The organism is Streptosporangium sp. NPDC023963 (assembly GCF_040639135.1).
In the GTDB taxonomy this organism is placed as follows: Bacteria; Actinomycetota; Actinomycetes; order Streptosporangiales; family Streptosporangiaceae; genus Streptosporangium.
On the sequence record NZ_JBEZZK010000007.1, the window covers coordinates 290,800 to 310,267 of the forward strand.

Below are 19,468 nucleotides of genomic sequence, written 5' to 3' on the forward strand. Positions count from 1 at the left end.
CCCGCCCGCCGACTCTTTAAGGACCCGCTTTCCATGACTGATCTGGTAACGCTCGGTGAGAGCATGGCGCTGTTCACCGCGCGGCGCACCGGCCCGCTCAGGCACGCCCGCGACTTCGGGCTCGGCGTGGGCGGCGCGGAGTCGAACGTGGCCATCGGCGTCGCCCGCCTCGGCGGGCGCGCGGCCTGGATCGGCAGGGTGGGCGCCGACGAGTTCGGCGAGCTGCTGCGCTCGACGCTGGCCGGTGAGGGCGTCGACGTGCGGGGGATGCGGGTCGACCCCGGGGCGCCCACCGGCCTGATGATCAAAAGCAGGCGCACGGCCGAGATGGTCGACGTGCGCTACTACCGCTCGGCGAGCGCCGGATCCCGGCTGCGCCCCTCCGACCTGGACGTCTCGCTGATCCGCTCGGCACGCGTGCTGCACGTCACGGGCATCACGCTCGCGCTGTCGGCGTCCGCCGCCGAGGCGGTGCGGGCCGCGATCGCCGAGGCTCGCGACGCGGGCGCGATCGTGTCGATGGACGTCAACTACCGCCGTGCCCTGTGGACGCCCGCCGAGGCGTCCGCCGCGCTGCGCGAGACCGTCGCCTCGGTGGACGTCCTGTTCGCGACCGAGGCCGAGGCCCGGCTGGTCGTCGAGGGGGACGACCCGCTCACCCTGGCCGGAGCCCTGTCGGCCCTCGGCCCGCGCCACGTCCTCATCAAGCGCGGCGCCCTCGGCGCGATCGAGCTCTCCGACGGCGCCGTACGGCACGCGGAGCCCTACCGGGTCGTCGAGCTCGACCCGGTGGGCGCCGGGGACGCCTTCGCCGCGGGCTGGATCGCCGAGACCCTCGCCGGGGCGGCCCCCGAGCGGCGGCTGGCCACGGCCTGCGCCGCGGGGGCCTTCGCCGTCACCGCCGACGGCGACTGGGAGAGCCTGCCCCGCCGCTCCGACCTGGACCTGTTGCGCCCGGCCGACGCGGTCGACACGGTGGACGCCGTCAGCCGCTGACCCGCGCCCTTCCCGGGAGCGGCGGCCCGCGGTGCCGGGCGAGACGCCGGGCCCGTGGCGACGGCGCCTTAGTCGATCTTGCTGAGGTCGATGACCACGCGCTGGTCCCCGAGCCGGTAGCTGATCAGCCGTTCACCGCTCATCCCGGCCCCCGGCCCCGGCATCTGCAGGCCGTTCTTGCCGGGACGGACCCCGAAATCGCCGGATCTGCCGGTGACCAGATCGTGCAGGAAGGCACCCTCCGACTTTCTCTCCTTGCGGTAGGTCGAACTCTGGAAGCGGCCCACGAAATCGCCGGGCGCGTGGGCCGGGACGAACGGCAACTCCTTCTCCTGGGAACCGTCGCGCAGCCGGTGGAAGAACCTGTGGTCGGCCTTCCTGCCGATGCACGCGGTCAGCCCGCATTGCACGCCGAGCTCACCGGGGTTGACCACTGCCGTGCGTTTCTCCCCGGTCTCCACGTTGAGCAGTTCGGCCAGGGCCGTCAATTCGGCGGGGGTCGTCTCTTCGAGGAAGTCGAACATCCCGGCCGTACCGACCCACGGCCAGCGCATGACGTGATGTCTCTCCGCGCCCGCGACGGGCTTCACCGCCCCGCCCCCGAGGGGGACGGTGAAGACGCCGTCGCTCTCCCTGAAGGAGAAGGCGATCCTGCCGTCGCCGGTCACGGCCGGCGGGTCGAGAGCCTCGTCCGCGCCCTCCTCGCCGTTCCGGTGCGAGGCCACGAGCCGGGCCTGGCCGCCGGCGAGCGGGGCCGCCCACAGATCGGCGAGCTTCTCGTCACCGATATCACGGGTCGTCCACCAGACCACCTGCCCGGCGCCGATGGTGAAGTCGAAGGCGAACGTCACCGTCCCCTTCGGCGTGGGAATGTCGGTGATCTTGCGGATTTTCGCGCTGTCCATGTCGTAGGCGTAGAGGGCGTCGGACTTCTCCAGACTCGACCAGGTCCCGGTGAGCAGCGTGTGGTCGTCGATGAAGGCGTGCGGCCGGAGTTCGCGCCCGTCGGGCAGCAGGGCCGGGATCTTCCTGACCGCCTGCGGCCAGACCTTCTCGACAGGGTCCGGAACCTCGGACACCTCGCCCGGGAGGCGCGGCTCCGCGGTCCCGGCGCTCGACACGGCCGTCGGGTCCGCCGCCGTCGGGTCCGGGCCGTTGGCGGCGCCGCGTACCACCACCGCGAGCCCGCCCGCCACCACCGCCACGGCGACGGCCGCGGCCAGGGCCCGCGCGCGCGCCCCGCGACGCCGGGAACGGGTCACGATGTGCGCGGACAGGCTGCTCGGCGCGTGCGGCGCGCGCTCGGAGGCGTGGCCGAGGGCACTGCGGAGGTTGGCTTCCAGGTCGTCGTTCATCGGGTGCTCCCGTTGGCCGCTGCGGGATGGGGTACGGCGGAACGAAGCCTGTTCAGGCCGAGCGACGCGTGACTGCGGACAGTCCCCCGGGAGATGCCGAGAACATCGGCGATCTCCACGTCGGTCAGCTGCTCGTAGTACCGCAGGACGAGTACGGCCCGCTGCTTGCGGGGCAGACCTTCGAGCGCCCGCCACAGCCCCTGCTCCACGTCGGAGGGCAGCACGTCCAGATGAGCCCGTTCCGGAAGGTCCCAGGTGAGCCGCTCGCGGCGGCGCAGCCGCCAGGTGCCGATGTGCAGCCGAGCCATGATCATCCTGGTGTAGCTCTCCGGATCGCGCTTGCGGCGCACCCGGGACCACGCCCGATGCAGCCGGATCAGCGCCTCCTGGGTGAGATCGGCCGCGTCGTGAGGGTCACCGCTGAGCACGTAGCCGTAACGCAGCAGCGCATCCGCCCGCTCAGCGACGAAGTCCGTGAAACGGGATTCGTCGTCCAATTGCCTTCGCCCTTACGAGTCCGTCACAGCTTTCCGATTCCGTCACAACTCAGACGGACTTGGCGGCGAAACTGTTGAATCCGGCGAAGAAAGACGTCGCCGTCACCCGCTCCCCACGGTCTCCACGGCCCGCTAGAGCTCGAAGAGCACGAGCCGATGCCGTGCCGCCATTTCCAGCACCACGCGGCACACCTCTCCGGCCCGGGGGAAGACGGCGTTCATCAGCACGAAGTCCTCACCCACGGTCAGCGGCTCGGACCATGGTGAGGTGCCGTAGTTCTCAGCGGTCAGGTCCGGGAAGAGCGCCGTCAGCTCCTCGTAGAAGGCCGCCACCTCCGGGCGCGGCTCACCGGGGGCGGCTCCGCTCTCGTCCCAGGCGAGATACCGGAGAAGGGCCTCCCGCGCGGTGATCGGTTCGGTCCCGAACCAGACTCCGAGATCAAAGCTCACACCACGTCCTCGTTCTCGCCTCGTCCGCCCGGCCGTCGAATCCTACGTGCCCGGCGGACGCCCGATATGCGCGGACGGTACGGAAAGATCGACGCCTGCCGATCGCCCGGTCGCGCGTGGCGGCGGTTCTGTCGGTGGCGGACCGTACCCTGACGTCATGATCATTGTCTCAGGCTGGATCCGGGTGGACCCCGATGCCCGTGACGGCTACCTCCGGGGGTGCGTGAGCGTGGTCGAGCAGGCTCGCGCCTCGTCCGGCTGCCTCGACTTCACGCTCGGCGCCGACCTCGTCGACGCCGGCCGGATCAACGTCTACGAGCGCTGGGAGTCGGCGGAGACCCTCGACGCCTTCCGGGGTTCCGGGCCGGGCGACGACCAGGAGGCGGTGATCCGCGACGCCGAGGTGGCGCGCTACCAGATCTCCGGTGTCGGCCCCGCCTGATCCGGCGGGCCGGTGGAGCTCCTTTCCCGTACCGGCGCGACCGGTCTGACCGCTTCTCCGATCGCCGGGCGGCACGAGAGCGGGCTCCGGGCGTCAGGCCGGGCCGTTCCCCGCGCCCGCCACCCGAGGCGCCGCGTCAGGCCAGGTTTCCGGCCGGGGTCCGTCCCTGAGCGGACCACTCCTGGATCCAGTTCGGGTAGGCGACCGCCGGCCGGCCGGCCTCGTCGAGTTCGGCGAGATCCTGCTCGGTGAGCGTCAGGTCGGCGGCGGCGATGTTGTCCGTGAGCTGTTCCAGCTTGCGCGCGCCGACGATGACGCTGGTGACGGCGCGCTGGGCGAGCAGCCAGGCGATCGCGACCCGGGCGGGGCTCACCTCGTGCCGCGCGGCGACGGTCCGCAGCACGTCGAGCACCTTGAAGCCCTTCTCCTCCTCGAACGGCACGAAGTCGAAGCCGTTCCGGGCCCGGCGGGAGTCCTGCTCGGTGGTCACCCCGCCGCGGTCGAACTTGCCCGTGAGGAATCCGCCGAGAAGCGGTTGCCACACCGTCAGGCTCAGCCCCGCGTCCTCCGCCAACGGCACCAGCTCATGCTCGACGTCGCGCGTCGCCGGTGAGTACTGGATCTGGTTGGCGACGAACCTCGCCTGGTTGTGCAGCGCGGAGATGCCCAGCGCCTTGCTGACCTGCCAGGCGGCGAGGTTGGAACAGCCGATGTAGCGGACCTTGCCCTGTCGTACCGCGTCGTCGAGCGCGCTCAGCGTCTCCTCGAGCGGCGTCAGGCGGTCGTAATTGTGGATCTGATAGAGATCGATGTAGTCGGTCCCCAGCCGGCGCAGGCTGTCCTCCAGGGCCCGCATCACGTGCAGACGGGAAAGCCCCTGGTCGTTGGGCCCCGGCCCGACCGGAGCGAACAGCTTGGTGGCGAGCACCACGTCCCGCCGGCGCCGCCCGACCGCCCGGCCGAGCATCTCCTCGCTCTCGCCGTCGGCGTAGATGTCGGCGGTGTCGATGAAGTTGATCCCGGCGTCGAGTGCCGTGCCGACGATCCGATCCGCTTCCTCCTGCCCGAGTGCCCCGAGGTTGTGGAACACCGGGTGATCCTTGCCGCCGAACGTCATCGCGCCCAGGGAGATCTCGGAGACCCAGACCCCGGTACGTCCCAGCAGACGATATTTCACCAGCTACTCCTTCATGTGTACGTCCGGTCCACGGCAGGCGGCCGGGCGTCTCGCACCCGTTCGGTCGCTATGTCCGGACACTCTGTCCGAAAATTACGCTACACGATGTCCGGACGAGGTGTAGCGCGACGTTCGCCGCGGGACGACGACCTAGGATCCGGATATGCCTTCGATTACTCGACGACGCACCGCGAGCGTCGGCCGTCCCACCTCGGCCGAGGCGGAGATCCTGGCCGCGACGCAGCGTCTCCTGATCAACGGCGCGAACTTCACCGAGCTCGGCGTGCAACAGATCTCCACAGAGGCCGGCGTCGCCCGCTCGACCTTCTACAGCCACTTCCGCGACAAGATCGACCTGCTCATGCGTCTGGCCACCGAGCTCATGGCCTCTTCGTTCGACCTCACCTCGGCATGGGACCCGTCGGACGGCGTCGAACGTCTCGCGGACGCCTTCCTGCGGGTGGTGGAGGTCTACCGGCGACACGCCGCCGTACGGCAGGCGATCGCCGAGGTCGCCACCTACGACGCGACCGTGCGTGACTTCTGGGGCAAGGAGGTCAAGCAGTTCACGGACTGGACGATCGCGGTGCTCCGCGCCGAGCAGGACGCGGGCCGCGTCCCCGCCGGCCTCGACCCGGTGAGCGCCACCCGGGTGATCGTCATGGGCGGCGAACGGGCCATCGTCGACCACGTCACCGCCGGAGATCCCGGCGGCGACGCCGCGTTCGCCCGCGAGATGGCACTGACCTGGTGGTACGGCGTCTTCCGCCGCCCGGCGGACCACGGCGAGTAAACGCCCTCTCCCGGGTGGCCCTGGCGGTACCTGCCCGCTCAGGGCCTGCTTCAAGTCCCGTGAACGAGGCTCAGGGTGGTGTGCTGGACGCGTGGCCGCCGGCCACGGTCCCCGCCCCTTGATTCGTCTTCCCTTTGGAAGGTGCGCCGCAGGCCCGGGGAAACCCCTCGGGAGGGCTGCCGCAGCCAGGGCTCCCCCCACGGCGGATCTCCATACCGAGACTGAACAGAGAATTTCCCGTGAGTGATCAGAGATACCGGATACGCCCCATGGAACCGCAGGACTTCTTCCGTGTCGTCGCGTTGCTGAACGAGACGAGCGCCCACGATATCGGCCACGTTCTCCTGTCCGGCCTGATCGGGAATTCGGCCCCCGCCCCTCTTCTCGCGATTGTCGCCACAAGAGCGGATACCGTCGTCGGCGCGGCGAAAATCACGGCGGATCCCGTGTTTCCCGAAACCTTCTCGGCATTGATCTCCGTCGACGCGGACGCCAGGGGCCTCGGCATCGGCTCGGCACTCGCCGAGCGGGTGGACGCCGAGCTGCGACTCCTGGATGGTGGAACGGCGACCTGCTCGATCCGGGACGACCTGCCTCGCGGGCGCGCGTTCGCGGAACGTCACGGTTTCACGGTCGCGCATCACAGCCTGGGTTTCCGCTTCGACCTGACCGGCTCCGAGTACTCGCTGGCCGCGCGGGCGGCCGAGACGGCCGAGCGGGCCGGGGTGCTCATCCGGAAAGCGACCATGGCCTCCGAGGAGGACCTGATCCTTGAGTGCTTCACCCGTTGCAGGATGGGGCTTCCCCTCCCCTACGGAAACCGCCCCGTCGACGTCCGCGCACGGCTTCTGCAATTCCCGCCCGGGAGCATGTATCTGATCGCCGATTCACCCGATGCCGGATCCGTCCGGCCCAAGGGTATGAGCATCCTGATACCGCAGAGGCGAAGTTGGTACGTGCGTTTCACCGGCACCGACCCCGACTTCCGAGGGCAGGGAGTGGCGACGGCCGTGAAGGCGAATTCACTTCTGTACGCCCAGCGGACCGGGGCCGAAAGCGTCACCACCCACAACGACGAATCCAACACGCCGATCATCCGTGCCAACAAGGCACTCGGCATGGTGCCGGACGTCGGATACTGGAGCCTTCTGCGCGATCTGTGAACGACGCGCGGAAACGCCTGGCCGATGTTCGCCCCGGGACTCGGGGGCGCGGCGACCCGGGGGCGCACCGGTCCGGCAGACTGGACATGACAGAAAGGGGTCCCGCCATGACCGACAAGCCCATCCTGGAGCCCAGCCCCAGTCATCCGATCACGATCACGGCGAACCCGGCCCGGGTCGTCGTCTCGGTGGGGGGCCAGGTGGTCGCCGACTCGCGGCGCGCGCTGACGCTGCGGGAGGCGGCGTACCCGCCGGTGCAGTACGTCCCGATCGCCGACGTCGACCGCTCGCTGCTGGAGCGGACCGACACCGCCACCTACTGCCCGTTCAAGGGCGACGCGAGCTACTACACCGTCACGGTGGACGGGAAGCAGTCGGTGGACGCGGTGTGGTTCTACGAGTCGCCGCACCCGGCCGTCGCCGAGATCAAGGACCACGTCGCCTTCTATCCCGACCGGGTCGACTCCATCGTCGTCGAGTAGCCACCCGCCAGAACCCGAGGCGCTTTCCCGGTGCTCCCCGTTTCCCGGTGTTCCCGGTGTTCCCGGTGTCCTCGATGTCCCGGCGCCCCTGTGCGAGGGCCTTTTCTGGAACACGGCCGGGCCGAGCGGCGGCCTGTGCGGACCGCCGCTCGGGCCGGTAAGGCAATGCCGGTCAGCTCCACCTGATCGATCGCGCGTCGTCGTTGAAGTTGCGGCCGTTGATGATCGGCATGACCGCCCGGTCATTCAGGTAACCGGTCGCCGGGGGGAGGAAGTTCGTATACGCATAGTGGTTGGTGAAGCAGTTGGAGTAGTTCCTGAAAGAGGAGATGCGGTCCCACCAGTGCCGCGGAAGATTGACCGAGTAGTCGATGTTGGTGGTCGGACCGGTGCAGCTCCGGGAGCCGCGGAAGGTGTACGAGGCGCCCCGGTAGTTTATGTGCTCGTATTCGATCCCGATTATCATCAGGGTCCCAGCGGCGGCGGGGGTCGCTTCGGCGTCGGCCGACTTCTCGCTGCTACCGAGTAGCGCGTCGAGGACGGGGTCGTCCACACCCTCGACGGCGGAGGGCGGGGCGTCGGTGACGGCGCCGTCGGTGGCGAACCGGATCGCCTCGGTGAACGTGGGGAAGCAGTGCTCCGTTCCCGGCTCGTTCAGTCCTCCGATCACGTCGACGACGCAGTTGTTGGCGGGGGTGGGAGCGGGTTCCCCGGGTGTCGCGACGGCCCCGGCCGGTGCCGGGACGGAGGCGATCAGGGGCAGGGCCGCACCGAGCCCGGCCGCGAGGAGGCGCAACCGCCGTACGGCGTCACGCTTGACTCCCTGATGCGATTCCGTTCCGATTTCCTGGCGCATTTCCATCTCCTTGTTGCTCGTCATCTCTGATCCATGTCACGCTTGCCGGAATCATGGGCAGGATTTTCCGGCGTCCGAGAGATCCCGTATGCCCGCTCCCCGCCGCATGCTTTCCGCACTTCCCGCATGCCGATTCGCGCCGCCGTCCACCTCAACGTGGACTCTCCGCTCGTCCGCTACAGCGCGCCGCGCGTTCACATTCCATGCCGCGCCCGATTTGCCAGTGAATGCAATCTTTTGACGGCTATTCATGCCGGCTATTCGGTGCGTCGCGTTCGAATGTAAATGGCACACGGTCGCCCGGGAAGGCGACACGGCAATGTGAACCCGATTATCTGGGCCAGAGTTGGCAATATCCCAATAAGATGGACTTGCCTTCATATATCTATATGAATTGGCCGCGGCGGCCCGTCATTCGAAGCCGTCAACCGGGAACTCGGGACGCTCATCCCGAGATACGCCCGGTCCCGGCGATACGCCCGGCCGCCGACCGGAACTGAATGGATCGACGTCCGGAGAGCGCCGGAGCGGGAAGGCCGAAGGCGGCCACGTCCTGCTGTCGCATCTGTGATCTTTCATCCCGATACTGAACTGCGGACGAGATCCGGAGAGCTGGGGAGGAACCGGTGGGTGCCAAGGGCGGTACGGCCGAGATCATGATCGCCGAGGCTCGCAAGGCGTTCTGGGTGATGGTCGGGTTCCTGGCCCTCATCTGGGTGATGCAGATCGCCAACTGGACGTCGGGCTACGCGTTGGGCCAGGAGCACGGCGTGCGGCCATGGGATCCCGCGAGCCTGCCCGACATCGCGTCGGCGCCGTTCCTGCACTGGAGCTGGGAACACATCCAGGCCAATTCGGGACCGCTGTTCGTCTTCGGCTTCCTGTCGGCCTACCGGGGCGTCGTCAAGTTCCTCGGCGTGACGGGGCTGATCATCCTGGTCAGCGGCCTTGGGGCCTGGTTCACCTCCAACCCGCAGAGCGTGGGCGCGGGCGCGAGCGGCGTCGTCTTCGGCTACTTCGGCTACGTCCTGGTGCGGGGGGCCTTCGACCGGCATCTGATCGACATCGTGGTAGGCCTGGTCATCGCCCTCTGCTTCTCCTACCAGTTCACCGGGCTGCTGCCCAAGGAGGGCATCGGCTGGCAGGCCCACCTGTTCGGCTTCCTCGCCGGCCTGCTGGGCGGCTGGCTGTTCCGCGAACGTAAGCGCACCCGACCGGTCCCGGCCCCCTCACCCCAGGATCCGAGAACCGCACTGCGGAAGGAACTGGACGAACTCGGGCTCTGACGCGGACGCCACCAGGAGCGGCCGCGTCGGCGCCTCGCAAGAACTTCCGGGGATCGCGAAATGATGAGGCGCCAGGTTTTCTGCACAGGACTCTAGATGTGCTTACGCCGGATGAGAAGGCGGTGTGACTCCTGCAGCTCCGCCGGCAGGTCGTCCGGAGCGAACCAGCCCGCCTCCAGGATCTCGAAATCGTCGAGCTTGAGCGTGCCGCCGGCGAACTCGGCCTCGTAGGCCACCTCCAGGCGCAGCCGGTAGCCGCTCTTCAGCCGGACCAGCTCTCCGACGTGGACCTTCAGCCCGGTCTCCTCCCGCACCTCGCGGCGGACCGTGTCCTCGAAGGTCTCCGATCTGTTCGCGTAGCCGGTCGGGAGGCCCCACTGCCTGCCTTCCGGCCAGAAGCGGTGCTTCAGCAGGAGGACGTTGCCGTCCTGGTCGCGCACTATGCCGGTCACCCCGACCATGAACGTGGCGTGACGAAGCCAGTTGACGCGCCACTGGAGTGAGCCACTGGTCAGCCTCCAGAGCCGGACGATCAGCTTCTTCACGGTGAGTCCCATCCGCAGGCCGGCGCCCGCCTGAAGATCAGACGCTACCCGTTCGGACCGTGACTCCCGGGCCCGGTTTCACGAAGCATGGGCGTAGTAGGAGTCGACCGCGGGCTGGCCGGTGTAGTTGGGCCCGGCACGGTCGTCGGAGCCGAGATAGCGGTAGGGCAGCTCGACGACCCGCCGGCCCCGGCAGGTGATCCGGCGACGCCGCGTATCGTGTTTTCCGTCAGGTCAGCCGGTCGAACTCACCGATCTTGACGCCACCGACGAAAGCCCGCCACTCGGCGGGAGTGAAGAGGAGCTTGGGGCCTTGGGGGTCCTTGCTGTCGCGGACCGCGACCACACCCGGCAGGTTGGCGGCCACCTCGACACACTGGCCACCGTTGTCGGAGGAGTGCGATGACTTCCGCCACACAGCGGCACTCAGGTCCATTCCCGCCTCACTTCTTCGACCATTTTGAGGGATGCACGCTCAGGATAGGCCCACAGCCGTATCGCTTCATATCGATTTCGGATGGAAATCACAAGGTCATGGTCGGTCGTGACGTGTCCTAGGGCCGGCGAGTCCATATGGATGGTCTCCGGCTGCCCGTTCGGAAGCTCGGCAATCATGAAAGCGCCCGCTAGACCCGCCATGCATTCCGGATCGACTACCTGGATAGAGACATTGGGGCTCTGGGCCGCCTCCAGCAGGTGGCCGAGTTGTTCCCGCATCACCTCGGGACCGTTGACGCGACGGCGAAGTACGCCCTCGTCCATGAGGACGAGAAGCATCGGAGGGTCGTCCTTGTCGAGGATGCGCCGGCGGCGCATGCGGGCCTGGACACGCTCCTCCACCTCGTCGGGGGTGGCTCGGGGGCCATGAGTGAAGAGGTGCCGGGCGTAGGACTCCGTCTGGAGGAGGCCGGGGACGAGAAGAGGGTCCCAGGAGCGGAGGACGAGGGCGGCGGGTTCTATTTCCTCGGCCCAGCCGATGAACCAGGCCGGGCCGCTGGGGCGGGCGACGATGTGTCGGCGCAGGTCCGTGAAGTGCGTGCTGCCGCCTGAGCCGAAGAGCAGGTCGAGCCGCTCGGCGTCGGATCTCGACGGCGTGCGGGTGGCGGACTCCAGGCGGCTCACCTGCGTCTGCGTGCATCCCAGGCGTGAGGCGACGGCGCTCTGGGACAACTGCGCGGCCTCACGCAGGCGGCGCATCTCGGACCCGAAACGCGCGTGCGGAGATCCGGGCTCCGGGGAGGTCTCGACGCTCATCGCATTCCTCCTGAAATAGAGAAAAACGGCTTTTTGGGTTAATGGGCGATGTCAGCTCTTGGTATCGACAGGCCGACCGTCGGCATTTTCAGCTATCTCTCGGATTGCCGATCCGGTTATGTCCCCACCTCGCATGAGGGCAATCTAATCACACGTCCTCTCGGTTCGACAGGACGGAAAAGAAAGCATCCCATCCCCTTTAAACCGGAGACGAGACGAGTGATGAATGACCAGAACGGCGACCTTTCACGCCTCGATCGCGCTCGCCGGAGGCACTCGGCGGACAGGAACGCGACGGCGGTCGAGCGGCGCGAGCGATTCGTCCATCTGACCCGGCTCGGCTGGGATCTGCATCGCCTCGGTGTGTGCACCTCGCTGGTCCTCCCGGTGGCGGGGCAGCCGATTCTGGAGATCCGTACGGCGACGGGCGCGACCCTGGTCAGGATCACGGTCGTCCGGCGTTACTGCGGGTGGGCGTTCGTCTGGCGGCCCTGGTGGGCGCGGCTGTGGCAGCGCGGGGAATGGGTCTGGGCGGAGGCCGACAACGCGGCCGACATGATCATGTCGGCGGTGACCGCGTGAGATCCGGAGAGGAGACCACGGGGAAAGAGGACAGCTGTCCTGGACATCACGGTGACGGAACGTCGACAACGCCGTGGGCGGGTGGGCCGTGCAGCGCGTGGCGGAAGGTGTTTCCCGGGCGGGTGGAATCCGTGCCGGAGGCTCGGGCCTGGGCGCGTGACCTGCTCGCCGGGCAAGTCGAGGACTCGGTGCTCGACGACGTGCTGCTCCTGCTGAGCGAGCTGGCCACGAACGCGGTGGCCCACTCCGACTCCGGGCGTACGGCGGACGGACGGGTGGCCGTCTACGTGGCGCGTACCAGCGCGATGGTCCACGTGGAGGTCACCGACGACGGATCGGCCGCGAGCGCGCCCGCCGTGCGCGTGCCGGAGGCGGACGACGACGGCGGGCGGGGGCTGTGGCTGGTGGAGATGGTCGCGGCCGGATGGGGTTCGCACCGCGACGACGCGGGCGGGTCGGTCTGGTTCCGGGTGCCGGGGTAGATCCGCGCACCCGGCCGCTCGAAGGTGGCGGAGGGCGTACGGACCTGCCCGTCATCACGGCGAGGGGAGCAACGGGGGCGGGGGCTTACACGGCCATGCCGTGGCGCAGGATCCGTAACAGCCGTCGCGCATGGCTCGCGTCGGCGCCGGCGACGGCGGCCGCGCCTGTCAGGGCCAGCAGGTCACCTACCGCGAGGTCGGATCGGACGGCGCCGTCCTCCTGCGCCCTGAGGAGCAGAGCCTCCGCGGTCGATCTCATCGACTCATGCCAGCGATCGAACAGTTCGGTGCGCCGCTCGTTCCTGCTTTCGGTGCCCGCGAGGGCGAGGGGGCCCTTGGTCGCGACGTGGACGACAAAGCCGTCCAGCCAGTCGAAGAGCGCCTCGACCGCCGACGGCTCCCGAAGCAGTGCCGCACCCCGCTCGCAGAGTGCGGCGACCTCCTCCGCGTACACGGCGACGAGCAGGTCGCCACGAGTGGGGAAGTGCCGGTAGAGAGTCGCGTTGCCCACGCCCGCTCTGCGCGCGATGTCGTCCAACGCGACCTCGGGACCGTGTTCTTCGAAGAGTTCTCTCGCCGCCGACAGCAGCAACCCGGCGTTCCGCGCGGCGTCGGCTCTGCGCCCTCGCCCGGGAGTGGTCGGCCTGTCGCCCGTACGCGCCATCTGCCTGCTCCAGACTTGTTAATGGGGACTTCCCCGTTTATGGTAATACCCGTAAACGGGGAGGTCCCCATATCGCTCACCCGGGTTGACGACGGGTCTCATCGGAGCCCTTACGGGAGGACTGCCATGGCGCTTACCGCCGAGGATCGCGTGGCTATCACGGAGCTGATCTCGATGCACGGTCACCTGATCGACGCCGGGAGACTCGACCGGCTGCACGAGCTGTTCACCGCCGACGCCGTCTACGACGTCAGTGATCTGGGCGGAGGGACCATCGAGGGTCTGGCCGCGTTTCGCGACGCGGCGCTGGCCATGGGCGAGCGTAATCCGGTCGGCCACCACGTGACGAACATCGTTGTCACCGAAACAGCCGATGATCACGTACGTGCTCTGTCCAAGGGCATCGGCATCATGGCGGACGGCACGTGCGGAAGCGTGACCTACGAGGACACGGTCTCGCGCGGCGACCGGGGCTGGCGAATCAGCCATCGCAGGGTGCTCTCGCGGCGAGTCCCTCTGGGCGCCGGATAGGAACGGCTCCACGCTCTCGCGGGGCACCCGGGCAAGCAGGCCGGCGGAACGGGATCAGGCCCTGGCCCGCCGCCGTTCACCGTCACCACGCCGTCCTGCCCGGGGCCGGACCCCGTTCCGGGATCAGTCGTCCCAGACGGCGTTCTTCAGGATCGTGGCCAGGCCCGGGGTGGCCCACTGGTCGACGACGAGGATCTTCGACTGCGGCAGGTACCACTCGCGCTGGTTGAACGTCGACTTCTGCCCACCGTTGCTGTACGACACGCACCGGCCGGGCCACACCCGGTAGTGCGCCTTGTGCGCCACCCCGACGTTCCGGTAGCCGACCACGATCGCCTTGCCGAGGACCTGGCCGTACTTGGGGTCGGTCGGGCAGCGCTGCACGTCGGAGGCCGGGTAGTACGGGCCCTGCGTGGGGTCGTAGGGTCCGAACCCCTCGGCGCCGATCTTGAGTGTCTTCGGCCCCATGACCCAGAAGCTGTCACATTTGGGCTGGAAGTAGCCGCGGCCGGGCCGCGCGCAGGCACCCGTCACCACCTGGACCCGGTCCGCGGTCCGGTACACCCGCCAGGAGTTCGGGATCTCCAGGGTCAGACCGGCGCGCAGCCGGAGCGGCGCGGTGGAGGAACTCGCGGACGCGGGGAACTGGGCCGCCAGCACGGCGGCTCCGGCGACGGCGGCCAGCGTGATCGTTCGCTTCATCATGGCGGCGACGATACGGAGTCCGGCTTGTCGTCGGCTTGCAGGCTTCTTGCCCGCGAAAGCCCCGGATCTCGTGTCCGCGAGAGGCCCCGGGCCCGCGATCGGCGGGCGGGTGGACGGCAACGACATACCGCTGGGTATGCTCGCTGACGCAGATGGCTCCTGCCCCATCGGTACGACCAGCGAGAGAGGGGAACGGGACGTGTTCACCGCTCCGAGCGATCCCGAGTCCGTCTTCACCTACGGCGCCCCCGCACTGAAGTTCGGGCCGGGCGCCTCCGCCGAGATCGGCTTCGATCTCGGGCAGTACGGCGCGCGCCGCGTCCTCGTCGTCACCGACCCGGGGGTGGCCGCGACCGGCGCGCCGCGGCGGATCGCCGAGCAGCTGGCGGGGTTCGGCATGGAGGCGCGCGTGTACGACGGCGTGCGCGTCGAGCCGACGGACGAGAGCCTGCTCGCGGCCGTCGAGCACGCCCGCGCCTCCGGCCCGTGGGACGCGTTCGTCGCCGTCGGGGGCGGGTCGAGCATCGACACCGCCAAGGCGGTCAACCTGCTCACCACCAACCCGGGCGAGCTGATGGACTACGTCAACGCGCCCGTGGGAGGCGGCCTGGCGCCGTCACGGCCGCTCAAGCCGCTGGTCGCGGTGCCCACGACGACGGGCACCGGGTCGGAGAGCACCACGATCTGCGTGCTCGACGTGCTCGATCTGAAGGTCAAGACGGGGATCAGCCACGCCCGGCTCCGCCCGGTCCTGGCGGTCGTCGACCCGGACCTGACGCTGTCCCAGCCCCCGGAGGTCACCGCCGCCTCCGGGATGGACATCCTCTGCCACGCCCTGGAGAGCTACACCGCCCGCCCGTACACCTCCTACGAGCGCAAGCGTCCCGAGGAGCGCGTCCCGTACTGCGGGTCGAACCCGGTGGCCGACATGTGGTCCGAGCGGGCGCTGCAGCTGCTCGCGGGGTCCTTCCGCGCCGCCGTGCGCGACGGGGACGACAGGGAGGCGAGGGCGCGGATGGCGCTGGCGGCGACGTTCGCCGGGCTGGGGTTCGGCAACGCGGGCGTGCACATCCCGCACGCCAACGCCTACCCGATCGCCGGGCGCGTGCGGGACTTCCGTCCCGAGGGTTACCCGGGGGACGAGCCGATGGTGCCGCACGGGATGGCCGTCGCGCTGACCGCCCCCGAGGCGTTCCGGTTCACCTTCGAGGCGCGGCCGGAACGGCACCTGCGGGCGGCCGAGCTGCTCGACCCGTCCGCCGAAAGGCCCGGCGACCTCGCGGAGTTCCTGCCCGGCGTGCTGGCGAGGCTGATGCGCGACGTCGGGATGCCGAACGGCATCGGCGGCGTCGGGTACACCGAGGCGGACGTCCCCGCGCTCGCGGAGGGGACGATGAAGCAGCAGCGGCTGCTCGCCACCGCCCCGCGCCCGGTCGGCGAGGACGACGCGGCCGGGATCCTGAGCCGGTCCATCACCCTGTGGTGAAGACGCCATCGGTGAAGGAACATCGGTGAAGGAACATCGGTGAAAAGGCACCCTTGCCGAAGGAACCGTTGGTGAGCACACCGTTCAGTGCAGCATGACGCGTGCCCATTGCCTTCTGGCCACCACGAGACCCAGCGCCCCCATGGCGAGGAGATAGAGCACGCTCACGACCATGCCGGAGTCGATCCGGCCGAGGGCGCACCCGCGCAGCAGCTGGATGGCGTGGTAGAGGGGCAGCAGCTCCACGATGACCTGTATCACCCGGGGGTAGACGGTGACCGGGTAGAACGTCGTGGCGAAGAGGAACATCGGCAGCAGCACCAGCTGCACGTACTGGAAGTCGGACCACGCTCGGATGCGCGTCGTCACGGCCAGTCCCGCGCTCCCGAAGGCGAAGGCGACGAGCAGCGTACCGGCCGCCGCGACCAGGGCGTCCGGCCAGGAGACCAGCCCGAACACGGTGATCACGAGGAGGAACCCGATCGCGGTGACGAAGCCGCGCAGCACCGCCCACGCCACCTCGCCGGCGACGATCCCGGTGAGGGACACGGGGGTGGACAGGATCGCCCGGTAGTACCGCTCGTGGGTGAACTTGACGAAGGCGCCCTCCATCGTCTCGTACAGGGCGCTGTTCATCACCGCCGTGGCGAGCAGGCCGGGCGCGACGAACGCGGCGTAGGTGACGTTCACCCCGTCGACGTCCCCGACGAGCCGCCCGATGCCGACGCCGATGGCGAGCAGGTACAGGATGGGCTCGAAGATCGAGTACATCGCCATGGTCCACGGGTTGCCTCCGGTGTGCACCCGGAGGTTGCGGAACACCAGGAAGTGCGCGCCGCCCCAGCGGGGCACGGCGGGCGGCACCCTGCTCTCCGGGTCCGGCACCCTGGTCTCCAGGTTCTGCGACATGTCGACCCCTCAGACGTGGATGTGTCGCCGGTACGTGGTCAGGGCCACCGCGACGCCCCCGGCGGTGAGCGCGGCCAGGTAGCCGACGTGGATCGCGGAGGTGAGCGGGGTGGCGGTGCCCAGGCTCAGGGTTCGGCACAGGTCGACGCCGTGCCACAGCGGTGTGACGTACGCCAGCGGGCGCAGCCAGCCGGGGAGCGTCTCGATGGCGAAGAAGGTCCCGGAGAACAGGTACATCGGCATCAGCACGAACCGGAACACCGTGTTGAGGGTGTTGAACCTGTCGACGGTCACCGTCCACGCCGCCAGCGGGGCCGCGAAGGCCATGCCGGTGAGCAGCGCGGCGGGCACGACGAGCACGGCCCACGGGGAGCGGGTGGCGCCGAAGGCCGCCATCACCACGGCGAACGCCAGCGCGCTCGTGCCGATCCTGAACGCCATGAACAGCAGGTGCCCGGCCATGATGTCGCGGGGTTCCAGCGGGGTCGCGGCGGCCACCAGGTAGCCCTTGCCCTGTCGCAGGGAGCTGTGGACCACGAACGCCGCCTCGACGTAGGCGTTCTGCATCGCCGCGGCGGCGAGCATCCCGGGGGCGAAGAACTCCAGGTAGGTCAGGCCGCCCAGCGACGCGGGGTCGACCAGCTGTCCGAGCCCGGCGCCGATGGCCACCAGGAAGAGCAGCGGGTTCGCCACGCTGATGACGATGGTGCTCCTCCAGGAGCGGCGGTAGCGGAGCATCCACGAGGAGAACTCGCGAAGGAACATGGGCATGCGTCGTCCGCCTCGGTCCGTCGGGGTCGGGAACATCGGCATGATGGACATGTCGTCCGCCTCAGTCCGTCAGGGTCCGGCCGGACAGGCGCAGGAACACGTCCTCCAGCGTCGATCTCCGGACGAGGGCGGTGATCGGGGTCATCCGCGCGGCGGTGACCGCGGCCAGCGTCGCCTCGCCGTCGTGCGTGTAGACCAGCACCCGGTCGGGCAGGACCTCCACCCGCTCCCCCTCGCCGGGGCCGACCAGGTCGCAGAGCTTCTCCGCGGCCTGCTCGTGCTCGTCGATCCGGAACCTCAGCTCCAGGACCTCGCGCGTCGAGTGCCGGCGGATGAGCTCCTGGGGTGACCCCTCGTCCGCGACGAGCCCCTTGTCCATCACCACCAGGCGGTCGCACAGCTGCTCGGCCTCGTCCATGTAGTGGGTGGTGAGCAGCAGCGTCACCCCCTGCTGCTTCAGCCTGAACAGCCGGTCCCACAGCACGTGCCGCGCCTGCGGGTCGAGCCCGGTGGTCGGCTCGTCGAGCAGGAGGATGTCCGGCTCGTTGATCAGGGAGCGGGCGATCGTCAGCCGCCGCCGCATGCCGCCGGACAGCGCCCCCAGGCTCTCGCCCGCCTTCTCCTCCAGCTGCGCGAACTCCAGCAGGCGCTCCGCGCGCTCCCTGATCACGCGGCGGGACAGCCCGAAGTAGAGGCCGTACATCGTCAGGTTCTCGCGCACGGTGAGGTCGGGGTCCAGCACGTCGTCCTGCGGGACCACGCCCAGGCGCGCCCGGATCCTCCGGCCGTCGCGCGCGGGGTCCATGCCGAGAATCCGCAGGGTTCCGGCGGTGGCCGGGGAGACGCAGCCGAGCATGCGCATCGTCGAGGACTTGCCCGCCCCGTTCGGGCCGAGGAACCCGAAGGCCTCCCCCCGGTCGACGTGGAAGTCGATCCCGGCCACGGCCTGGAACCCGGTGCCCCGCCTGTCTCTGGGCGGGTACGTCTTCTGAAGCCCCTCCGCCTGGATCAACGGTGCCGCACTGCCGTCTTCTGCCATGGACACCTCGGGCTCTCCAGCACGATCAGTCGTGTTACCTATAGATCACGGGATCTTTAAGACATGATTTTGTAAGAGTCCGAGCATGTTTCGCAATATATTTACCCGACGACGGGATGCGGTACGGGCCTTCCGAGCACCTCCGCCAGGCGTGAGAAGCCGTCGCCACCCTGACCGGCGTCGACGGCCCGCAGGGCGACGGCCCGGGCGGCGCTCAGCACGCCGGTGTCGATGCCCCGGGCCTGGGCCGCGTGGATGATGTGCTCCATGCCGGCGGCGGCCGACAGGATGGTGGACTCGTCGCCCGGGTGGTCGCCGCCGTCGAGGTTCTCCGCGAACTCGTCGATGATCTCGGGGAGGAGGGCGCCGATCCCCTTGGCGAGTGGGGCGAGCTCCCTCGCCGCGATGTTCTCGGCGGCGGCCAGGGCGAAGGCGTGGACGAGACCGCTCATGGACGTCCAGAAGAGGTCGAGCAGGGCCACGTCGTGCGCCGCCGCCCTCCCGGGGTCCGCGCCCAGGTAGGCGGAGGTGCCGCCCAGGCTCGCCAGCGCCCGCCGATGGGTCCGGTGGACCTCTTCGGGCCCGCTGTACAGGACGACCGCCGCCGGTCCCCCGATGGTCGGCGTCGGGGTCATGATGGCCCCGTCGAGATAATCGATGTCGCGCTCGGCCGCCCACGCGGCCATCAGGCGGGCGCGTTCCGGCGTGTCGGCGGTGAGGTTGACCAGGGTGCGCCCCTTCAGCGCGCCGGCCGCCGGGCCGACGATCGCCTGCGCAGCGTCGTAGTCGATCACGCAGGCGATCGTCAGCGGGCTCGCCGCGACCGCGTCGGCGGCCGTGTCCGCGCGGATCGCTCCCCGGGCGACGAGATCCTCGGCCCGGGCGGCCGTCCGGTTCCACACGGTCGTGGGATGGCCGTTCGCGAGGAACGCTCCGGCCAGCGCCCGGCCCATCGGCCCCAGGCCGAGGACCGTCACCGGGGTGGGGTGGTCGTGGGTCATGT

24 protein-coding genes are annotated in these 19,468 nt (G+C 69.4%); 10 read left to right on the forward strand and 14 right to left on the reverse strand.

Annotated features, from left to right (window positions below; genetic code table 11):
• Positions 1–33 precede the first annotated feature (33 nt).
• Positions 34–996 (forward strand): sugar kinase, encoded by a 963-nt coding sequence (locus AB0F88_RS23185; RefSeq protein ID WP_362687514.1) that lies wholly within the window; start codon positions 34–36, stop codon positions 994–996.
• 68 nt (positions 997–1,064) lie between these two features.
• On the opposite strand, the gene AB0F88_RS23190 is transcribed toward AB0F88_RS23185, so the two are convergent.
• The 3 genes from AB0F88_RS23190 to AB0F88_RS23200 form a co-directional block, all read right to left on the reverse strand.
• A complete protein-coding gene (locus tag AB0F88_RS23190; RefSeq protein ID WP_362687517.1) occupies positions 1,065–2,351 on the reverse strand; it encodes a hypothetical protein in 1,287 nt (428 codons plus the stop codon).
• Positions 2,348–2,848 carry a SigE family RNA polymerase sigma factor gene (locus tag AB0F88_RS23195; RefSeq protein ID WP_362687520.1) on the reverse strand — a complete coding sequence of 167 codons (501 nt, stop codon included), beginning with the start codon at positions 2,846–2,848 and terminating at the stop codon, positions 2,348–2,350. Before AB0F88_RS23195 ends, AB0F88_RS23190 begins: the two co-directional genes overlap by 4 nt.
• 132 nt (positions 2,849–2,980) lie before the next feature.
• Positions 2,981–3,298 (reverse strand): hypothetical protein, encoded by a 318-nt coding sequence (locus tag AB0F88_RS23200; protein WP_362687523.1) that lies wholly within the window; start codon positions 3,296–3,298, stop codon positions 2,981–2,983.
• A 157-nt stretch (positions 3,299–3,455) separates the two neighbouring features.
• Between AB0F88_RS23200 and AB0F88_RS23205 the strand changes: the two genes are divergently transcribed.
• Entirely contained in the window at positions 3,456–3,740 is a 285-nt protein-coding gene (locus AB0F88_RS23205; protein ID WP_362687526.1) for an antibiotic biosynthesis monooxygenase family protein, read from the forward strand.
• 136 nt (positions 3,741–3,876) lie between these two features.
• On the opposite strand, the gene AB0F88_RS23210 is transcribed toward AB0F88_RS23205, so the two are convergent.
• Positions 3,877–4,917, reverse strand: coding sequence for an aldo/keto reductase (locus AB0F88_RS23210; protein WP_362687529.1), 1,041 nt, complete (start codon positions 4,915–4,917; stop codon positions 3,877–3,879).
• A gap of 163 nt (positions 4,918–5,080) precedes the next feature.
• Between AB0F88_RS23210 and AB0F88_RS23215 the strand changes: the two genes are divergently transcribed.
• The 3 genes from AB0F88_RS23215 (at position 5,081) to AB0F88_RS23225 (ending at position 7,355) form a co-directional block, all read left to right on the forward strand.
• Complete coding sequence (locus AB0F88_RS23215; protein ID WP_362687532.1) at positions 5,081–5,710, forward strand: TetR/AcrR family transcriptional regulator; 630 nt, start codon at positions 5,081–5,083, stop codon at positions 5,708–5,710.
• A gap of 269 nt (positions 5,711–5,979) precedes the next feature.
• A complete protein-coding gene (locus AB0F88_RS23220) occupies positions 5,980–6,873 on the forward strand; it encodes a GNAT family N-acetyltransferase (RefSeq protein ID WP_362687535.1) in 894 nt (297 codons plus the stop codon).
• Between the two features lie 107 nt (positions 6,874–6,980).
• Positions 6,981–7,355: a DUF427 domain-containing protein gene (locus AB0F88_RS23225; RefSeq protein ID WP_362687538.1), complete on the forward strand. Its 375-nt coding sequence runs from the start codon at positions 6,981–6,983 to the stop codon at positions 7,353–7,355.
• A gap of 172 nt (positions 7,356–7,527) precedes the next feature.
• Here the strand turns inward: AB0F88_RS23225 and AB0F88_RS23230 are convergent, their stop codons facing one another.
• A complete protein-coding gene (locus AB0F88_RS23230) occupies positions 7,528–8,211 on the reverse strand; it encodes a hypothetical protein (RefSeq protein WP_362687541.1) in 684 nt (227 codons plus the stop codon).
• Between the two features lie 626 nt (positions 8,212–8,837).
• Between AB0F88_RS23230 and AB0F88_RS23235 the strand changes: the two genes are divergently transcribed.
• Positions 8,838–9,497, forward strand: coding sequence for a rhomboid family intramembrane serine protease (locus tag AB0F88_RS23235; RefSeq protein ID WP_362687544.1), 660 nt, complete (start codon positions 8,838–8,840; stop codon positions 9,495–9,497).
• 92 nt (positions 9,498–9,589) lie between these two features.
• Here the strand turns inward: AB0F88_RS23235 and AB0F88_RS23240 are convergent, their stop codons facing one another.
• The 3 genes from AB0F88_RS23240 to AB0F88_RS23250 all read right to left on the reverse strand — a co-directional run bounded on the left by AB0F88_RS23240 (position 9,590) and on the right by AB0F88_RS23250 (position 11,296).
• Positions 9,590–10,042 carry an NUDIX domain-containing protein gene (locus AB0F88_RS23240; protein WP_362687547.1) on the reverse strand — a complete coding sequence of 151 codons (453 nt, stop codon included), beginning with the start codon at positions 10,040–10,042 and terminating at the stop codon, positions 9,590–9,592.
• A 229-nt stretch (positions 10,043–10,271) separates the two neighbouring features.
• Positions 10,272–10,478 carry a DUF397 domain-containing protein gene (locus tag AB0F88_RS23245; RefSeq protein ID WP_362687550.1) on the reverse strand — a complete coding sequence of 69 codons (207 nt, stop codon included), beginning with the start codon at positions 10,476–10,478 and terminating at the stop codon, positions 10,272–10,274.
• A complete protein-coding gene (locus tag AB0F88_RS23250) occupies positions 10,469–11,296 on the reverse strand; it encodes a helix-turn-helix transcriptional regulator (RefSeq protein ID WP_362687553.1) in 828 nt (275 codons plus the stop codon). Before AB0F88_RS23250 ends, AB0F88_RS23245 begins: the two co-directional genes overlap by 10 nt.
• A gap of 222 nt (positions 11,297–11,518) precedes the next feature.
• Here AB0F88_RS23250 and AB0F88_RS23255 point away from each other — a divergent pair, with 222 nt between their 5' ends.
• Together AB0F88_RS23255 and AB0F88_RS23260 are read left to right on the forward strand one after the other, a co-directional pair.
• Positions 11,519–11,878 (forward strand): hypothetical protein, encoded by a 360-nt coding sequence (locus tag AB0F88_RS23255; protein ID WP_362687556.1) that lies wholly within the window; start codon positions 11,519–11,521, stop codon positions 11,876–11,878.
• A gap of 122 nt (positions 11,879–12,000) precedes the next feature.
• A complete protein-coding gene (locus tag AB0F88_RS23260) occupies positions 12,001–12,360 on the forward strand; it encodes an ATP-binding protein (protein WP_362687559.1) in 360 nt (119 codons plus the stop codon).
• Between the two features lie 85 nt (positions 12,361–12,445).
• On the opposite strand, the gene AB0F88_RS23265 is transcribed toward AB0F88_RS23260, so the two are convergent.
• Positions 12,446–13,024 (reverse strand): helix-turn-helix domain-containing protein, encoded by a 579-nt coding sequence (locus AB0F88_RS23265; protein WP_362687562.1) that lies wholly within the window; start codon positions 13,022–13,024, stop codon positions 12,446–12,448.
• 150 nt (positions 13,025–13,174) lie between these two features.
• On the opposite strand from AB0F88_RS23265, the gene AB0F88_RS23270 reads away from it, so the two are divergent.
• The gene (locus AB0F88_RS23270; RefSeq protein ID WP_362687566.1) at positions 13,175–13,555 is read left to right on the forward strand and encodes a nuclear transport factor 2 family protein; all 381 of its coding nucleotides are present in this window, start codon (positions 13,175–13,177) and stop codon (positions 13,553–13,555) included.
• 123 nt (positions 13,556–13,678) lie between these two features.
• On the opposite strand, the gene AB0F88_RS23275 is transcribed toward AB0F88_RS23270, so the two are convergent.
• Positions 13,679–14,260: a hypothetical protein gene (locus AB0F88_RS23275; protein WP_362687569.1), complete on the reverse strand. Its 582-nt coding sequence runs from the start codon at positions 14,258–14,260 to the stop codon at positions 13,679–13,681.
• A 199-nt stretch (positions 14,261–14,459) separates the two neighbouring features.
• On the opposite strand from AB0F88_RS23275, the gene AB0F88_RS23280 reads away from it, so the two are divergent.
• Entirely contained in the window at positions 14,460–15,746 is a 1,287-nt protein-coding gene (locus tag AB0F88_RS23280) for a hydroxyacid-oxoacid transhydrogenase (RefSeq protein ID WP_362687572.1), read from the forward strand.
• Between the two features lie 84 nt (positions 15,747–15,830).
• On the opposite strand, the gene AB0F88_RS23285 is transcribed toward AB0F88_RS23280, so the two are convergent.
• From AB0F88_RS23285 to AB0F88_RS23300, 4 genes are all read right to left on the reverse strand, one after another.
• Positions 15,831–16,655, reverse strand: a complete 825-nt coding sequence (locus tag AB0F88_RS23285) for an ABC transporter permease (RefSeq protein WP_362687575.1) — start codon at positions 16,653–16,655, stop codon at positions 15,831–15,833.
• A gap of 9 nt (positions 16,656–16,664) precedes the next feature.
• Complete coding sequence (locus AB0F88_RS23290; protein ID WP_362687578.1) at positions 16,665–17,426, reverse strand: ABC transporter permease; 762 nt, start codon at positions 17,424–17,426, stop codon at positions 16,665–16,667.
• Positions 17,427–17,487: 61 nt separating this feature from the next.
• Positions 17,488–18,465 (reverse strand): ABC transporter ATP-binding protein, encoded by a 978-nt coding sequence (locus AB0F88_RS23295; protein ID WP_362687817.1) that lies wholly within the window; start codon positions 18,463–18,465, stop codon positions 17,488–17,490.
• A 101-nt stretch (positions 18,466–18,566) separates the two neighbouring features.
• Entirely contained in the window at positions 18,567–19,466 is a 900-nt protein-coding gene (locus tag AB0F88_RS23300) for an NAD(P)-binding domain-containing protein (protein WP_362687581.1), read from the reverse strand.
• Positions 19,467–19,468: the final 2 nt, after the last annotated feature.

Excerpts from the sequence above, each read along its gene's own strand:
- AB0F88_RS23185 (WP_362687514.1), top strand. The coding sequence starts at position 34 with ATGACTGATCTGGTAACGCTCGGTGAGAGCATGGCGCTGTTCACCGCG.
- AB0F88_RS23190 (WP_362687517.1), bottom strand. The coding sequence starts at position 2,351 with ATGAACGACGACCTGGAAGCCAACCTCCGCAGTGCCCTCGGCCACGCC.
- AB0F88_RS23205 (WP_362687526.1), top strand. The coding sequence starts at position 3,456 with ATGATCATTGTCTCAGGCTGGATCCGGGTGGACCCCGATGCCCGTGAC.
- AB0F88_RS23215 (WP_362687532.1), top strand. The coding sequence starts at position 5,081 with ATGCCTTCGATTACTCGACGACGCACCGCGAGCGTCGGCCGTCCCACC.
- AB0F88_RS23220 (WP_362687535.1), top strand. The coding sequence starts at position 5,980 with ATGGAACCGCAGGACTTCTTCCGTGTCGTCGCGTTGCTGAACGAGACG.
- AB0F88_RS23225 (WP_362687538.1), top strand. The coding sequence starts at position 6,981 with ATGACCGACAAGCCCATCCTGGAGCCCAGCCCCAGTCATCCGATCACG.
- AB0F88_RS23230 (WP_362687541.1), bottom strand. The coding sequence starts at position 8,211 with ATGCGCCAGGAAATCGGAACGGAATCGCATCAGGGAGTCAAGCGTGAC.
- AB0F88_RS23245 (WP_362687550.1), bottom strand. The coding sequence starts at position 10,478 with ATGGACCTGAGTGCCGCTGTGTGGCGGAAGTCATCGCACTCCTCCGAC.
- AB0F88_RS23250 (WP_362687553.1), bottom strand. The coding sequence starts at position 11,296 with ATGAGCGTCGAGACCTCCCCGGAGCCCGGATCTCCGCACGCGCGTTTC.
- AB0F88_RS23255 (WP_362687556.1), top strand. The coding sequence starts at position 11,519 with ATGAATGACCAGAACGGCGACCTTTCACGCCTCGATCGCGCTCGCCGG.
- AB0F88_RS23265 (WP_362687562.1), bottom strand. The coding sequence starts at position 13,024 with ATGGCGCGTACGGGCGACAGGCCGACCACTCCCGGGCGAGGGCGCAGA.
- AB0F88_RS23275 (WP_362687569.1), bottom strand. The coding sequence starts at position 14,260 with ATGATGAAGCGAACGATCACGCTGGCCGCCGTCGCCGGAGCCGCCGTG.
- AB0F88_RS23285 (WP_362687575.1), bottom strand. The coding sequence starts at position 16,655 with ATGTCGCAGAACCTGGAGACCAGGGTGCCGGACCCGGAGAGCAGGGTG.
- AB0F88_RS23290 (WP_362687578.1), bottom strand. The coding sequence starts at position 17,426 with ATGCCCATGTTCCTTCGCGAGTTCTCCTCGTGGATGCTCCGCTACCGC.
- AB0F88_RS23295 (WP_362687817.1), bottom strand. The coding sequence starts at position 18,465 with ATGGCAGAAGACGGCAGTGCGGCACCGTTGATCCAGGCGGAGGGGCTT.
- AB0F88_RS23300 (WP_362687581.1), bottom strand. The coding sequence starts at position 19,466 with ATGACCCACGACCACCCCACCCCGGTGACGGTCCTCGGCCTGGGGCCG.